The organism is Mycobacterium sp. PO1, from assembly GCF_017312405.1.
Taxonomy (GTDB): Bacteria; Actinomycetota; Actinomycetes; order Mycobacteriales; family Mycobacteriaceae; genus Mycobacterium.
This window is the reverse complement of record NZ_BLTG01000065.1, coordinates 28462-42649: the sequence shown is the minus strand read 5'-3', so window position 1 is coordinate 42649 and position 14188 is coordinate 28462. Positions and strand designations below refer to the sequence as shown.

Sequence of the window (14188 nt, the reverse complement as noted above, 5' to 3'; positions counted from 1 at the left end):
GAGAAAGAGAGGATCACATGCCGATCTCGCACGTGCTGGCCGTCGTCCCGGTGACCGACATCGAGGCCAGCAGGCGGTGGTACACCGCGTTGTTCGACCGCCCCGAAGACAACAATCCGATGCCCTCGCTGGTCGAGTGGCAGGTGCTGCCCGGCGCCTGGGTGCAGGTGTTCGCCGACGAATCCGCCGCGGGGCAGGCGTACCTGAACTTCGCGGTCGACGACCTCGACCAGCATGTCGACGATCTGCGCCGGCGCGGTCTGCATCCGGGTGAGATCAGCGCGGCGGACAAAGGGGTGCGACTGAGCCGGATCAGCGATCCAGATGGCAACACCGTCGGGCTGATCGGCGGGTTCCGGGTGGTGTACTGAGCATCGCGTAAAGACAGTGGTGGCCTGGTGTTCGCGGCCCGCTCACGGAACCGACACCTGCCGACGCCACAGTGGTCACGTGTCCGTCGACGTGGCACTCGGCCCGCCGCAGCGCTTCCACAGCTGGTGTGCGCACCTCGTGGCGCGGCTGCCGTTCGGGCTGGCCGGCCTGGTCGCCCCCACTTTCCTGGGCTTCTGCCTCATCAACAGCTTCACCTTCGGGGTGGACCTGGTTCTGCTGGTGAGCCTGCACGGCCTACTCGGCGTGCCCTACCCGGCCGCGGTCAGCGTCGCCTACGGGTGCGCGTTCGGGCTGAGCTACGCGCTGAACCGGTATTTCAACTTTCGTTCGCATGCCCCGGTGGGGCCACAGCTGAGCGTCTACGTCGTCGTGGTGGTGATCAACTACGTCGCGTTCATCCTCGCGGTGTCGTCGGCGCTGACCGCGCTGGGCCTGGACTACCGGGTGGCGCGCATGCTGGCCGGCGCCTGCGAAGCGGTCTACATGTACTCCGCGATGCGCTGGGTGGTGTTCCGCAGGTCCTGACCGTGACCCTGATCTGAAGATCGGCGATTGATCGCCCGACCGTTCGGGTAGTCGTGCATCGATTGCACGACGGTGTCAGTCAGCGGCCAACCACTGCGGCGACGGTGAGGACCTCACACATGACAACGCCCGAACGCCCCGCGCTCGACCCCGACGTGTCCGAAAAGCCTCGACCGCCCGCGGAATCGACGCGGGTGGCTCTGCTGGGGGCCATGTTCCTGATGGCGACCAGCGCGGTCGGGCCCGGCTTCATCACCCAGACCACCGACTTCACCATGCGCCTCGGTGCCGCCTTCGCCTTCGCGATCGTCGCGTCGATCGTCATCGACTTCGCCGTGCAGTTGAACGTGTGGCGGGTGATCGGCGTCTCGGGGTTGCGCGCCCACGAGCTCGGCAACCGGGTACTGCCGGGTGTCGGCTATGCATTGGCGGCCCTGGTGGTACTGGGCGGCCTGGTCTTCAACATCGGCAACACCAGCGGGGCGGGGCTGGGTACCGACGCGATGTTCGGCCTCGACCCGCGCATCGGAGGTGCGGTTTCCGCGCTGATCGCCATCGGCGTGTTCCTGAGCAAGCGGGCCGGCGTCGCGCTGGACCGGATCGTCGTCGTCCTCGGGGCCGGAATGATCGCGATGACCGCCTACACCGCCATCGTGTCGCGGCCACCGCTCGGTGAGGCGCTGCGCAACGCGGTGCTGCCCGAGTCGATCGACTTCCTCGCCATCACGACGATCGTCGGCGGCACCGTGGGGGGCTACATCACCTACGCCGGTGCGCACCGGATGCTCGACACCGGCATCACCGGACCCGCCAACGTCGGACGCATCACCACCGCCTCGGTGTACGGCATCCTCGTCACCGGTGTCATGCGGGCGTTGCTGTTCCTGGCGATCCTGGGTGTGACCGCCGGCGGCGTCGCCCTGGCGAAAGACAATCCGACCGCCTCGGCTTTCGAGACCGCCCTCGGCACCGCCGGTGGTGTCTTCTTCGGCGTCATCCTCTGGGCGGCATCGATCACGTCGGTGATCGGTGCGGCGTACACCTCGGTGTCCTTTCTCACCAGATCGGAGACGTCCCGGCGTCGGCAGAACGTGTTGACGGTGGGTTTCATCGCGGTCAGCGCCGCGCTTTTCGTGCTGCTCGGCGCCGCGCCGGTGAAGCTGCTCATCTTCGCCGGCGCGTTCAACGGGTTGATCCTGCCGATCGGTTTCACCATCGTGGTCTGGGTGGCCTGGATGCGCCGCGACCTGCTCGGCGGATATCGGTATCCGCTGTGGCTGAAGGTGATTGCGCTGGCCGTGTGGCTGTTGACGCTGTACCTCGGGTGGATGTCGCTGAGCGAGCTGCCCGGGGTGTGGAGCTGATCCCCGCCCATGTCCGCTGATCCGGCCGGTATCCCGCCCGCGCAGGCGCGGACCCGATTCCGCGCCGGGCTCAGGGTTCCGACCGCGGGATGGTCGGCGGGTTACGCCCAGGCCAACCTGATCGCCGTGCCGCGCGACCATGCCTACGACGTGCTGCTGTTCGCTCAGCGGAACCCGAAGGCCTGCCCGGTACTCGACGTCCTCGAACCCGGAAACCGCAGCGGCCCAATGCTTCCCGACGGCGACATCCGCACCGACCTGCCGGCCTACCGGGTCTACGTCGACGGAGAGCTCGTCGCCGAGCCCAGCGATGTGGTCGAGTTCTGGACCGAGGACCTCGTCGCCTTCCTGATCGGCTGTAGTTTCACCTTCGAAGCGGCACTGCAGGATTCAGGGGTGGCGATGCGCCACATCGAACAGGGGCGCAACGTGCCGATGTACCGGACCAGCCGCATGTGCCGCTCGGCCGGGCGGATGAGCGGCCCGCTCGTGGTGTCCATGCGGCCGGTGGCGCCTGAACAGGTCGCCGACGCGGTGCGTATCACCTCGCGTTATCCCTCGGTGCACGGCGCCCCGGTGCACGTCGGCGATCCGGCCGCGCTGGGTATCGCCGATCTCGCGGCGCCTGACTTCGGTGAACCGGTGACCGTGCTGCCGGGTGAGATACCCGTCTTCTGGGCTTGCGGTGTGACACCGCAGGCGGCCGTCATGCAGTCTCGCCCGCCGGTGGCGATCGGTCACGCCCCCGGGCACATGCTGATCACGGATCTGCGCGACGCCGCTCTGGTCGTACCGTGAGTCACCGATCGGGGCTGTCGGCGTCGTAGCGGACGAACTGCACGGTCAACCCGCCGTCGTCGGTCAGCATCGCCGAATCGGCCCTGGCCGCACCCAGGCGGTAGGGCGGGCGCGTCACCTGCAGCGGCGGTGGAGGTGACGCGGCCGCCGCGTCGACGTCATCGACCTCGAAGGCGAGGTGAGCCAGCCCGTCGGCGCCGGACTCGATGAGCTCGAGCTTGAACCCGCGTTCATCGGAGAGCATCGCGATCCTGCGGCCGGGGTCGGCGCTGAGCGAGCCGACCCGTCGCACCACCATGCCGAGCTGCTGCAACATTGCGATGCGGTCGTCGAAATCGCCGACCTCGACCGCGATGTGGTCCAAGCGTGCGCTCATCGGCCCGGCCCCGTCCACGCTCCGGTCACCCGCTGCCCCAACCACCCGATGAACCAGAACACGACGATGCCCAGCGACGAGGACGCGAAGATCGCGGCGATGAGGCCCTCATAGTTGAGGTTCGCCCGGTAGATGTCGAGCAGCCGGCCGATCCCCGGATAGCCCTGGCGGAAGAAGAAGTCGCTGACGATCGCGCCGATCACCGACAGCCCGCCGGCGATCCGGATCCCGGTGAACATCGCGGGCAGCGCATTCGGGAAGGCGATGGTGCGCAACCGGGTCCAGCGCGACGCGTTGTGCAGGGTGGCCAAGTCGTGCAGGCCCGGGTCGGCGGACTTGAGCCCGAACAGGGTGTTGGTGATGATCGGAAACAGGCTCATCACCACGCACACGATGACCCGGCTGGAGAAGTTGAACCCGAGCCACAACCCGACCAACGGCACGATCGCGACGATCGGCAGCGTCTGAACGATCACCGCGTACGGATAGATCGACTCCTCGAGCCAGCGGGCCTGGCTCATCAGCACCGCGATCGTGACACCGACGAGCACGGCTACCCCGAGCCCGGTCAACGCGACCGTCGCGGTCTGGGTCAGCGCGGCGACGATGGCCGAACGCGAAACTGGGTCGACCAGACCGGTGTGGGCGACCGCCCACGGCGGCGGCAGCAGGAATCGGCGGCGCTCGTCGAGCACCAGGTACGTGACCGCCACCCACAGCGCCAGACCGGCCAACAGCACCAGTGCGGGAAGCACGATGCGACGGGCGCGGTGCGCCGCCGCGCGACGTGGCGTCGCGGTGGTCGTGGACGCAGCGAGGACTCGCGGTTCTTCGGTGGTCGTGCTCATCGGCTCACCGCCCGCAACGCCTCGGAGGCCGCGGCGCAGACTTCGGCGAACTGCGCCGAGTAGCGCAAGTCGTCGCCACGCGGGTAGGCAAACGGCACGTCGATGTCGGCAACGATGCGACCCGGCCGCGGCGACATGACCAGCACCCGGGTGCCCAGGTACACCGCCTCGGCGATGGAATGCGTCACGAACACCCCGGCGAACGGGGCGTCCCGGAAGACCTCGATGAGTTCGTCGTTGAGTCGTTCGCGGCTCAGTTCGTCCAGTGCGCCGAACGGCTCGTCGAACAGGAAGACGTCCGGGCGTAGCGTCAGCGATCGGGCGATCGACGCCCGCATCCGCATGCCACCGGAAAGCTGTCGCGGGTAGTGCTTTTCGAAACCGGAGAGGTTCACGCGGTCAATGGCCTGCTGGGCGAGGCGGCGACGTTCGGCCCTCTTGACGCCGTTGAGCTCGGCCAGGTAGCCGACGTTGCCGATCAGGGTGCGCCACGGCATGAGCGTGGGGTCCTGGAAGACGTAACCCAGCTCCCCGCGCACCGACACCGTTCCGGCGGTGGGACGCAGCAGACCCGAGGCGAGTTTGAGCACCGTGGACTTCCCGCAACCGGACGCGCCGACGATGCTCACCATCTGTCCGGGCGTCACCTCCAGATCGACGCCGTCGAGCACTTCGGTGCCGTCCGGGTAGCGCATGCTCACGCCTGATAGTCGAAGGCCTTGTACGACAGTGTCGTTGGGTGCGACGGCGACGGCGCTCACAGCATCTCCTCGATCGGGTCGCGCCGGTACTTCAACGAGAAGTCCTTGGTGGCGTTGGCGATGTGCACGCTCATCAACTGATCGGCCCCTTCTACGTCGGCGGCTTCGATGGCGTTGAGCAGGTCGGCGTGTTCGTGCCACGACGACGCTGCCCGGTTGGCGATGTCCACCGAGTACATCCACGCCACCTTCTTCATCAGATCGGCGATTATGCGGCGCGCGACCTGATTGCCGCTGGCCTGTGCCAGCAGATCGTGGTACTCGGTGTTGAGGGCGGCCAGGTCGTCGAGGCGATCCTGCGCCATCGCGGCTTCGGCCTCGCCCATCACCCGATGCAGTTGCGCCAGGTGCGCGTCGGTGCGCCGTTGCGCTGCCGAGCGGGCGATGAGCGTTTCCAGGTTCGCCCGGACCTCGAGAATGCTTCGTGCTTCGTCTTCGTCGAGGCGCGCGACGACCACGCCGCGCCCCGGCCGTGACACCAGGAAACCTTCGGCTTCCAGCACTCGCACGGCTTCGCGCACCGGGTTGCGTGAGACACCGAGCTCGGCGGCGACCTCCGCCTCGCCGAGCGCCGTTCCGGGGGCACGCCAGCCCTTGATGATCTCTTCGCGCAGACGGTGGGCCACACGTTCGTGCAGCGGGTCCAGGCGCGATCGGCGGGTCAGTGCGTCGGTCATGGCATCAGCTTGCCCGGGTTGAGCAGTCCGCGCGGATCGAATGTGGCCGCCGCCGCCAGGTAGCCGTCGAGGCCACCGTGGCTGCCGACGAGCCAGGTGTGCGGGTTGACGACCACGACTCCCAGCGCACGGAGGGCCTCGATGCCTCTGGTCAGCGTCTCGTCGTCGACCCACGTGGACAGCAGCAGGCCCGAGAAGCCCTTGCCGTAACGCCGGGGGGCGTTCCCGTCCAGATGGATGCGGGCGTCCGGAAGCGCTGCGCGGACGGCCTTTTCGTGTTCGACCACGGCGTCGCCGCGGATCTGCACCGCCGCCAGCCCTGGGTCGCAGCGGTGAGCCCGCAGCGTGCTGTGGTTGTAGACGCTGCTGGTCATCGCGCGCACGGCGGTGTCGTCGATCGCCGTGACCCGGCCCCCGGCCGCGCCAGTGATCGTGCGGGCCGCCTCGGCGGTGCCCACCTCGAGCATGGCGCGCAGCAGCACCGCGCCGTCGTGACCGTCGTGCGCGATGAAGGTCTCCCAGACGGCGCGGTCGTCGACCGAGATCGCGCGTGGCAATACCGGGAGATCCATCAGCTCGCGTCCGGCCCGGCTGGCCGCGGCGAGCGTGTCGAACGCGGCGAACAGCACGGTGCGGTCCCGCTTGGGCGCGGTACCCAACCTGGCTCGGGTGATGATGCCGGTGGTGCCGTAGGCGTGCAGGTGCCGGCCCATCGAATCGCCGGTGATGTCAACGGGTTCGGGGTCCTGCACGCAACCGACGACGGTGAGGCCCCGGACCCAGCCGTCCCAGATGGAACCGAACTCGATGGAGCCGATGCCCTGGTTGCCGCCGGACAGGAAGCCCGCGACCGTGCTGGTCACGGTGCTCGGCATCACCGCGACCTCCCGGTTGTGTTCGGCCAGCGCCTCTTCCAGCGCCGCGAAGGTGACGCCCGCCTCGACGAGGACGCTGTCCGCGTCGATGTCGCTGATGCCGGTGAGCCGGGTGGTGTCGAGCACGATGCCGGGTGCCATCGGAACGGACTGGCCGTAGTTGCTGGTGCCGGCGCCGCGCGGCGTCACCGCCAGCCGGCGCCGGTAGGCGAAGTCCAGCACGTCGGCGACCTGATCGGTGTGCTCGGGACTGACCGCGACGGAGGCGGGCACCGAGCGCAGATCGCGCGACAGGATCGGTGACAGCCAGGAGAAGTCCCGTGACAACCGGTGGAGCACCTCGGGTCTGGTCTCCACCCCCGGCCGGCCGACGAGCGCGATGAGCTCGTCGGCCAGATCGGCCGATACCGTCACAGGCCGATCTCCGGATCGATGAACTCGTTGGTGTAGACGACCGCCGGGTCGTCGACAGGGATGAAGTCAGGGTTGGACTCGGCCAGAATCGGTGTCACCCGCGCCGCGAACTCCGCGACGCGGGCCGGGTCGAAGTTGCCGAGCGTTCCGTCGGCGCCGTTTCCGACCACGCCGCGTTCCCGCATCGTCTCGGTGGCGAACTCGTTGGCGTCCAGAGTCAAGGTCCACGAACTGGCCAGCTCCTCGACGATCGAGACGAGCCGCTCGTTCATCGGTGCGGGATCGCTGATGTAGTCGACCTGGGCCTGCTGGAGCAGCGGCACCAGACCGGCGAGGCAGTCGCGGCGCTGCTCCAGGGTCTCCGGGGTGGCGCCGAGTGCGTTCTCGTACGGGTTGTAGCCGGCCTCGGCCAGCAGCAGCGAATCCACCGGCTGGCCCCATTCCGGGAAGTCGTGCTGGTAGGTGTAGGGCTCGCTGGTGACATAGCCCTGCTGCACGACGTCGCCGCCGCTGGCCACCAACCGGGACGGCGAACCGTCGTAGCTGTCATCGATCTGGCCCGCCGTCAGCTGGCCTTCCTCGACGAAGTAGGTGACCCAGGGGTCGTCGGAGCCGTAGACCAGCACCGGCAGGCCGGAGGCTCCGATGTCGGCCATCGAGCCGAACTCGTGCTTCTCGGGGTCCCACAGCAGCACCTGCGGGCTCTGCTCGAGCGGCGCGAACACCGAGACCGTCGGGAACTCGGCGTTGAGGTTGAGTGCCTCGTCGGTGTTGATCTCGCCGAGCAGGATGTCGGGATCCTGGTACAGCATGGACACCGCGGACTGATCGCCGACGTACGGGCCGCGGACGCGCACTTCCAGATCGACGCCCGTGGAGCCCAGCGGCCCGACGTAGGCGCCTTTGTCCACATCGACCACGCCCTCGGTGCCGATGAGCTGGTACAGGTAGCCGCGTTCGGGTTGCGGGAACCACCCGGTCTGGATGACCACGGTGTCGGGACAGACGCCCGACAGGTCGGTGGTGTAGGCCGCGGCCGCACGTTCGTCGGACCCGGCCTCGGGTGCGGGATCCGAGGAGCAGCCGGCCAGCGCGGCGGCCGAGCCGACCGCGGCAAGCACCGATGCGGTGCGGGCAATCTTGTATACATCCATGCCCGCAATGTTGTGGGCATGCTGTTTCGGGGTTGTGACGTGGTCGTGAAGATCGCTCGACGGCTGACGGTGCGCCGCGGCCCGCACGCGCATCGGCGAGAGCCGCCGCGTCGTCGGTGTTGCCAGGTGGTGCGGGGGTGCGCGGACCGATCGACGCTCAGCGGCTCTCGAACTGGTTGCGTCCCAGGCTGCCGACGAAGCGCGGGCCCACCGCGTCGAGTTCGCGGCGGTAGGACTCGGCCCAGGTGCCGAACGGGTGCTCGGCCAGGTATTCGTTGCGGAACCGGTCGTCCTCCGAGACCTCGGTGGTGCAGAACGACGGGATGGTCAGGTCGACCACGGGTCCGTCCCGCTCGACCTCGGCCATCATCAGCGGCGCGTTGCCGGCGAGGAACCGGTCGATGATCCAGCCGTCCTCGCCCAGCCAGACCGAGGACCGCACCTTGAGCACCACATGCGCTGCCCGCGAGACGATCTGGCCGGCCACCAACGCGTCGAGCTCGCGTTCGGCCTCGTAGCGGGTGCCGCCCGCGGCCGGCCCCTTGGCGGTCATGGTGCCGATCGCATCGTCACCCAGCATGGTCAGCAGCTCGGCGAGACTGGCATCCAGGTCGGCGGGCGCGGGCCCCTGCAGTCGAACCCTTACCGCGTACCCGTCGGCGGCGAACAGATACGCCTGGGCGATGAGGACGGGACTGGGGTCGGAGGCCGCCACGGCCGGCATGTCGAGCACGAAGAACTTCCGTTCGAACTCGAAGTCACCGAAGTCGGCCATCTTGGGACGTTAACCCGGACGCGTCCTCAGCTCCGGCGACCAGGGGCTGTGTTGGGCGTGCAAAATTGCCGGAAATTTTCTAGAGTTGAGCGGAACAGACTCAACCTTGACTGCGTTGGCCTAGAGGACAAGCATTTTTCCCACCGATGAATGGAGGTGTCGTGGACTCGTTCAACCCGACCACGAAGACCCAAGCGGCACTGACCTCGGCGATGCAGGCGGCCACCACCGCGGGCAACCCACAGATCATGCCCGCGCACCTGTTGATGGCGCTGCTCACCCAGAACGACGGCATCGCCGGCCCGCTGTTGGAGGCGGTCGGAGTTGATCCTGCGACGATCCGCGCCGAAGCGGAACGCCTGATCGGCCGGCTGCCCACGGCCAGTGGTGCCAGCACGACCCCGCAGCTGAGCCGGGAGTCGATCGCCGCCATCACCGTGGCCCAGCAACTGGCCACCGAACTGGACGACGAGTACGTCTCCACCGAACACCTGCTGGTCGGCCTGGCCAGTAACGACACCGACGTCGCCAAGCTCCTGACCGGCCACGGCGCGTCCCCGCAGGCGCTGCGCGAAGCGTTCCAGAAGGTGCGCGGCAGCGCGCGGGTGACCAGCCCGGACCCCGAGGGCAGCTATCAGGCGCTGGAGAAGTACTCCACCGACCTGACCGCCCGGGCCCGGGAAGGCAAGCTCGACCCGGTGATCGGCCGTGACAACGAGATCCGGCGCGTCGTGCAGGTGCTCTCCCGGCGCACCAAGAACAACCCGGTTCTCATCGGCGAGCCCGGCGTGGGCAAGACCGCCATCGTCGAGGGCCTGGCGCAGCGCGTCGTGGCCGGTGACGTGCCCGAGAGCCTGCGCGACAAGACCGTCATCTCGCTCGACCTGGGCTCGATGGTGGCCGGCGCCAAGTACCGCGGTGAGTTCGAGGAACGCCTCAAGGCCGTCCTCGACGAGATCAAGAACTCCGCGGGGCAGATCATCACGTTCATCGACGAGCTGCACACCATCGTCGGCGCCGGCGCCACCGGCGAGTCGGCGATGGACGCCGGCAACATGATCAAGCCCATGCTGGCCCGCGGTGAGCTGCGGCTGGTCGGGGCGACCACGCTCGACGAGTACCGCAAGTACATCGAGAAGGACGCCGCGCTGGAACGCCGCTTCCAGCAGGTGCTGGTGGGCGAGCCGTCTCCCGAGGACACCGTCGGCATCCTGCGTGGCCTCAAGGAGCGCTACGAGGTGCACCACGGTGTGCGCATCACCGACTCGGCGCTGGTGGCCGCGGCGACGCTGTCCGACCGGTACATCACGTCGCGGTTCCTGCCCGACAAGGCCATCGACCTCGTCGACGAGGCGGCCTCGCGGCTGCGGATGGAGATCGACTCCCGCCCCGTCGAGATCGACGAGGTGGAACGCCTGGTGCGGCGCCTCGAGATCGAGGAGATGGCGCTGGCCAAGGAGCAGGACGTCGCCTCCAAGGAACGCCTGGAGAAGTTGCGGGCCGAGCTGGCGGACTACAAGGAGAAGCTCTCCGAGCTGACCACCCGTTGGCAGAACGAGAAGGGCGCCATCGACGTGGTGCGCGAGCTCAAGCAGCAGCTGGAGGACCTGAAGGGGGCCGCCGACCGCGCCGAACGCGACGGTGACCTCGCCAAGGCCGCCGAGCTGCGCTACGGGCGCATCCCCGAGGTCGAGAAGAAGCTCGACGCCGCGGTCCCGCAGGCCGAGGCCCGCGAGAACGTGATGCTCAAGGAGGAGGTCGGCCCCGACGACATCGCCGAGGTGGTGTCGGCGTGGACCGGAATCCCGGCGGGCCGGATGCTCGAGGGAGAGACGGCCAAGCTGCTGCGCATGGAGGAGGAGCTGGGTCGTCGCGTCGTCGGGCAGAAGAAGGCCGTCGCCGCGGTGTCCGACGCGGTTCGCCGCAGTCGCGCCGGTGTCGCCGACCCGAACCGGCCCACGGGCTCGTTCATGTTCCTGGGCCCGACCGGTGTCGGCAAGACCGAGCTGGCCAAGGCGCTGGCGGAGTTCCTGTTCGACGACGAGCGCGCGATGGTGCGCATCGACATGAGCGAGTACGGCGAGAAGCACTCGGTGGCACGCCTGGTCGGCGCCCCTCCGGGGTACGTCGGCTACGACCAGGGTGGTCAGCTGACCGAAGCGGTGCGCCGGCGCCCGTACACGGTGATCCTGTTCGACGAGATCGAAAAGGCCCACCCGGACGTGTTCGACGTGCTGCTGCAGGTGCTCGACGAGGGCAGGCTGACCGACGGCCAGGGCCGCACGGTCGACTTCCGCAACACGATCCTGATCCTGACCTCCAACCTGGGTGCCGGCGGCACCGAGGAGCAGGTGATGGCGGCGGTGCGGGCGGCGTTCAAGCCCGAGTTCATCAACCGGCTCGACGACGTGATCATGTTCGACGCGCTGAACCCCGAGCAGCTGGTGTCGATCGTCGACATCCAGCTGGCCCAGCTGGACAAGCGCCTCGCGCAGCGCCGGCTGGCGCTCGAGGTGTCGTTGCCGGCGAAGAAATGGCTGGCCGAGCGTGGCTTCGACCCGCTCTACGGGGCCCGGCCGCTGCGCCGCCTGGTGCAGCAGGCCATCGGCGACCAGTTGGCCAAGATGCTGCTGGCCGGCGATGTGCACGACGGCGACGTGGTGCCGGTGAACGTGAGCGCGGACGGCGACTCCCTGGTGCTGGGATGAGCGCTTGCGCGAAGACCCGAGGGCCGGGCTGACAGCCCGAGGGCCGGGCTGACATCCCGCCGAGACTGCGGTCAGATCGCGAAATCCCCGTTGGGGGCGATCTGACCGCAGTTTCGCGCTGTGTGGGGGCTCAGCTGTGTGGGGACTCAGTTGAACGCGCTGCTGGGCACGTCGGTTTCGTCGCCCAGCAGCGCGTTCACGATGCGCTCGGCGACCACGTCGGGGTCCAGGCCGGTGGGCAGCCGCGGCGGCTCGCCGGCGATGGCCCGGCCCGCCAGCCCGGTCTCGGTGTGCGGCGGCCGGACGTCGACGACCCGGATCTTGCGTCGCCGGGCCTCTCCGCGCACGGCCGTGAACAGCGCCGCCGCGGCGGCCTTGACCGCCGAGTAGACCGCCATGTTGGCCATCGGCTTCTCGGCGACGACCGCGCTGATGTTCAGGAGCACCCCGCCGGGGGCCAGCTCGGGCAATGCGGCCCGTACCACCCGCAGCGGCGCCAGGAAGTCCACCAGCACCAGGTCGTCGACGGTGTCGTCGTCGATGTCGGTCACCGGCCCGAACGCCACCACGCCCGCGGCGATGACGACGCCGTCGAGGTGCCCGTGCTGCTCAACCGCGGCGGCGACGACGCTTCGGCCGGCGTCGGGGTCCCGCAGATCCGCGGTGACGACATGGGCCCCGTCGAACGCCGCCAGCGCGTCAGCGGAGCGTCCCGTCACCGTGAGCGCGGCTCCGCGCGCGGCGAGTGCCTGCGCAACGCGTGACCCGAGTGCGCCGCTGGCGCCGACGACGAGGTAGGCCTTACCGGAGAAGTCGGTCACCATCCGAGTATGCGTGGGCAGCGCCGACGGCGGTCCCGGGAGAAGGTGACCGGGTTGTGACCCATTCGGATTCGGAGTGCGCCGCCGGAAGCGGATACTCTGGAGCCAATGGTCCCGCTCTGGTTCACGCTGTCCGCACTCTGTTTCGTGGGTGCGGGCGTGTTGCTGTACGTCGACCTGGATCGACGCCGCGGTCTGGGCCGCCGCCGCAAGTCGTGGGCCAAGTCGCACGGCTTCGACTACGAGGCCGAATCCGCCGACATCCTGCAGCGCTGGAAGCGCGGCGTGATGTCGACCGTGGGCGACGTCACCGCACGTAACGTCGTGCTCGGCCAGATCCGCGGCGAAGCGGTGTTCATCTTCGATCTCGAGGACGTCGCCACCGTCATCGCGCTGCATCGCAAGGTCGGCACGAACGTGGTGGTCGACATGCGGCTCAAGGGCCTCAAGGAGCCCCGCGAAAGCGACATCTGGCTGTTGGGCGCCATCGGCCCCCGGATGGTGTATTCGACCAACCTCGACGCCGCCCGCCGCGCCTGCGACCGGCGCATGGTCACCTTCGCCCACACCGCGCCCGACTGCGCGGAGATCATGTGGAACGAGCAGAACTGGACCCTGATCAGCATGCCGGTGACCAGCACGCGCGCCCAGTGGGACGAGGGCCTGCGGACCGTGCGGCAGTTCAACGATCTGCTGCGCGTGCTGCCCCCGGTGCCGTCGACGGCCGCCGGCCAGCCCGCCCCGCGGCGCACCGGCTCACCGAGTCGCCCGCTGACCCCGGCACCGGCGGGCCGCGCCGAGATGCCTCCCGGCTATCCGCCGCCGCGTCCGGAACCCGGCCGCGCGCAGCAGCCGACGCGCAACGGTCGGCAGTCGCCGAACTATCAGCGATAAGTACTGTCTAGGGCATGTCCCGCCCTGTCGCCCTGATCACCGGGCCGACGTCCGGCCTCGGTGAGGGCTTCGCCCGCCGCTATGCGCTGGACGGCTACGACCTGGTGCTGGTGGCCCGCGACCAGGACCGTCTGACCCGATTGGCCGCCGAATTACGCGACGAGGCGGGTGCTGATGTCGAGGTGATCCGCGCCGACCTGGCGCAGGCCGCTGACCGTGCCGCCGTTGCCGACCGGTTGCGCGCCGGTGTGCAGGTGCTGGTCAACAACGCGGGGTTCGGCACAGCGGGGGAGTTCTGGTCGGCCGACTACGCACTGCTGCAGTCCCAGCTCGACGTCAACGTCACCGCCGTCATGCAACTGACCCATGCCGCGCTGCCGCCGATGCTGGCCGCGGGGACGGGCACGGTCCTCAACGTCGCCAGCGTCGCCGGCCTCCTGCCGGGCCGCGGGTCGACGTATTCGGCGTCCAAGGCCTGGGTGGTGTCCTTCTCCGAAGGGCTGGCCAACGGATTGGGCGGCACCGGGGTCGGGGTTCATGCGCTGTGCCCGGGTTTCGTGCGCACCGAATTCCACGCCCGCGCGGGCATCAACATGACGGGCACCGCGTCGTTTCTGTGGCTCGAGGTCGACGACGTGGTGCGGGAAACCATGGCCGACATCGCCAAAAACAAGATCGTCATCATCCCCGGCCTGCAGTACAAGGCGCTGACGACCGGTGGACGGATGATCCCGCGGAACGTGGTGCGGGCGCTGACCCGAGTGGTGGGCAAGGGCCGTGACCGGACGTGAGCCGCGGTGCGGCT

The 14188-nt window shown here is 68.9% G+C and carries 15 protein-coding genes; 7 read left to right on the top strand and 8 right to left on the bottom strand.

Annotated features, from left to right (window positions below):
• Positions 1 to 17: 17 nt before the first annotated feature.
• The 4 genes from J3476_RS20015 to J3476_RS20000 all read left to right on the top strand — a co-directional run bounded on the left by J3476_RS20015 (position 18) and on the right by J3476_RS20000 (position 3080).
• Entirely contained in the window at positions 18 to 371 is a 354-nt protein-coding gene (locus J3476_RS20015; RefSeq protein ID WP_207068113.1) for a VOC family protein, read from the top strand.
• Between the two features lie 79 nt (positions 372 to 450).
• A complete protein-coding gene (locus tag J3476_RS20010) occupies positions 451 to 918 on the top strand; it encodes a GtrA family protein (protein WP_207068112.1) in 468 nt (155 codons plus the stop codon).
• A 119-nt stretch (positions 919 to 1037) separates the two neighbouring features.
• Positions 1038 to 2282: an NRAMP family divalent metal transporter gene (locus tag J3476_RS20005; RefSeq protein WP_207068111.1), complete on the top strand. Its 1245-nt coding sequence runs from the start codon at positions 1038 to 1040 to the stop codon at positions 2280 to 2282.
• A gap of 9 nt (positions 2283 to 2291) precedes the next feature.
• Complete coding sequence (locus tag J3476_RS20000) at positions 2292 to 3080, top strand: putative hydro-lyase (RefSeq protein WP_207068110.1); 789 nt, start codon at positions 2292 to 2294, stop codon at positions 3078 to 3080.
• Position 3081: 1 nt separating this feature from the next.
• Here J3476_RS20000 and J3476_RS19995 read toward each other — a convergent pair whose 3' ends face one another.
• From J3476_RS19995 to J3476_RS19965, 7 genes are all read right to left on the bottom strand, one after another.
• Positions 3082 to 3456, bottom strand: a complete 375-nt coding sequence (locus J3476_RS19995; protein WP_207068109.1) for a VOC family protein — start codon at positions 3454 to 3456, stop codon at positions 3082 to 3084.
• The gene (locus tag J3476_RS19990; RefSeq protein WP_207068108.1) at positions 3453 to 4304 is read right to left on the bottom strand and encodes an ABC transporter permease; all 852 of its coding nucleotides are present in this window, start codon (positions 4302 to 4304) and stop codon (positions 3453 to 3455) included. The genes J3476_RS19995 and J3476_RS19990 overlap by 4 nt, the downstream gene beginning before the upstream one ends.
• Entirely contained in the window at positions 4301 to 4999 is a 699-nt protein-coding gene (locus tag J3476_RS19985) for an ABC transporter ATP-binding protein (RefSeq protein WP_207068130.1), read from the bottom strand. The genes J3476_RS19990 and J3476_RS19985 overlap by 4 nt, the downstream gene beginning before the upstream one ends.
• Positions 5000 to 5061: 62 nt before the next feature.
• A complete protein-coding gene (locus tag J3476_RS19980; protein ID WP_207068107.1) occupies positions 5062 to 5742 on the bottom strand; it encodes a GntR family transcriptional regulator in 681 nt (226 codons plus the stop codon).
• Positions 5739 to 7031 carry an FAD-binding oxidoreductase gene (locus J3476_RS19975; RefSeq protein WP_207068106.1) on the bottom strand — a complete coding sequence of 431 codons (1293 nt, stop codon included), beginning with the start codon at positions 7029 to 7031 and terminating at the stop codon, positions 5739 to 5741. The genes J3476_RS19980 and J3476_RS19975 overlap by 4 nt, the downstream gene beginning before the upstream one ends.
• Positions 7028 to 8185, bottom strand: a complete 1158-nt coding sequence (locus J3476_RS19970; RefSeq protein ID WP_207068105.1) for an ABC transporter substrate-binding protein — start codon at positions 8183 to 8185, stop codon at positions 7028 to 7030. The genes J3476_RS19975 and J3476_RS19970 overlap by 4 nt, the downstream gene beginning before the upstream one ends.
• 157 nt (positions 8186 to 8342) lie before the next feature.
• Positions 8343 to 8960: a hypothetical protein gene (locus J3476_RS19965; protein ID WP_207068104.1), complete on the bottom strand. Its 618-nt coding sequence runs from the start codon at positions 8958 to 8960 to the stop codon at positions 8343 to 8345.
• A gap of 161 nt (positions 8961 to 9121) precedes the next feature.
• On the opposite strand from J3476_RS19965, the gene clpB reads away from it, so the two are divergent.
• A complete protein-coding gene (gene clpB / locus J3476_RS19960; protein ID WP_207068103.1) occupies positions 9122 to 11668 on the top strand; it encodes an ATP-dependent chaperone ClpB in 2547 nt (848 codons plus the stop codon).
• Between the two features lie 146 nt (positions 11669 to 11814).
• Here clpB and J3476_RS19955 read toward each other — a convergent pair whose 3' ends face one another.
• Positions 11815 to 12492: an SDR family oxidoreductase gene (locus J3476_RS19955; RefSeq protein WP_207068102.1), complete on the bottom strand. Its 678-nt coding sequence runs from the start codon at positions 12490 to 12492 to the stop codon at positions 11815 to 11817.
• A 105-nt stretch (positions 12493 to 12597) separates the two neighbouring features.
• Here J3476_RS19955 and ttfA point away from each other — a divergent pair, with 105 nt between their 5' ends.
• Together ttfA and J3476_RS19945 are read left to right on the top strand one after the other, a co-directional pair.
• Positions 12598 to 13383 (top strand): trehalose monomycolate transport factor TtfA, encoded by a 786-nt coding sequence (ttfA, locus tag J3476_RS19950; RefSeq protein WP_207068101.1) that lies wholly within the window; start codon positions 12598 to 12600, stop codon positions 13381 to 13383.
• 14 nt (positions 13384 to 13397) lie between these two features.
• Positions 13398 to 14174 (top strand): SDR family oxidoreductase, encoded by a 777-nt coding sequence (locus J3476_RS19945; RefSeq protein WP_207068100.1) that lies wholly within the window; start codon positions 13398 to 13400, stop codon positions 14172 to 14174.
• Positions 14175 to 14188 lie beyond the last annotated feature (14 nt).

Coding starts and splice junctions, on each gene's coding strand:
- J3476_RS20000 (WP_207068110.1), top strand. CDS start 2,292: ATGTCCGCTGATCCGGCCGGTATCCCGCCCGCGCAGGCGCGGACCCGA.
- J3476_RS19945 (WP_207068100.1), top strand. CDS start 13,398: ATGTCCCGCCCTGTCGCCCTGATCACCGGGCCGACGTCCGGCCTCGGT.
- J3476_RS19990 (WP_207068108.1), bottom strand. CDS start 4,304: ATGAGCACGACCACCGAAGAACCGCGAGTCCTCGCTGCGTCCACGACC.
- J3476_RS19965 (WP_207068104.1), bottom strand. CDS start 8,960: ATGGCCGACTTCGGTGACTTCGAGTTCGAACGGAAGTTCTTCGTGCTC.
- J3476_RS19980 (WP_207068107.1), bottom strand. CDS start 5,742: ATGACCGACGCACTGACCCGCCGATCGCGCCTGGACCCGCTGCACGAA.
- J3476_RS19970 (WP_207068105.1), bottom strand. CDS start 8,185: ATGGATGTATACAAGATTGCCCGCACCGCATCGGTGCTTGCCGCGGTC.
- J3476_RS19955 (WP_207068102.1), bottom strand. CDS start 12,492: ATGGTGACCGACTTCTCCGGTAAGGCCTACCTCGTCGTCGGCGCCAGC.
- J3476_RS19995 (WP_207068109.1), bottom strand. CDS start 3,456: ATGAGCGCACGCTTGGACCACATCGCGGTCGAGGTCGGCGATTTCGAC.
- J3476_RS19985 (WP_207068130.1), bottom strand. CDS start 4,999: ATGCGCTACCCGGACGGCACCGAAGTGCTCGACGGCGTCGATCTGGAG.
- J3476_RS20015 (WP_207068113.1), top strand. CDS start 18: ATGCCGATCTCGCACGTGCTGGCCGTCGTCCCGGTGACCGACATCGAG.
- J3476_RS20005 (WP_207068111.1), top strand. CDS start 1,038: ATGACAACGCCCGAACGCCCCGCGCTCGACCCCGACGTGTCCGAAAAG.
- ttfA (WP_207068101.1), top strand. CDS start 12,598: ATGGTCCCGCTCTGGTTCACGCTGTCCGCACTCTGTTTCGTGGGTGCG.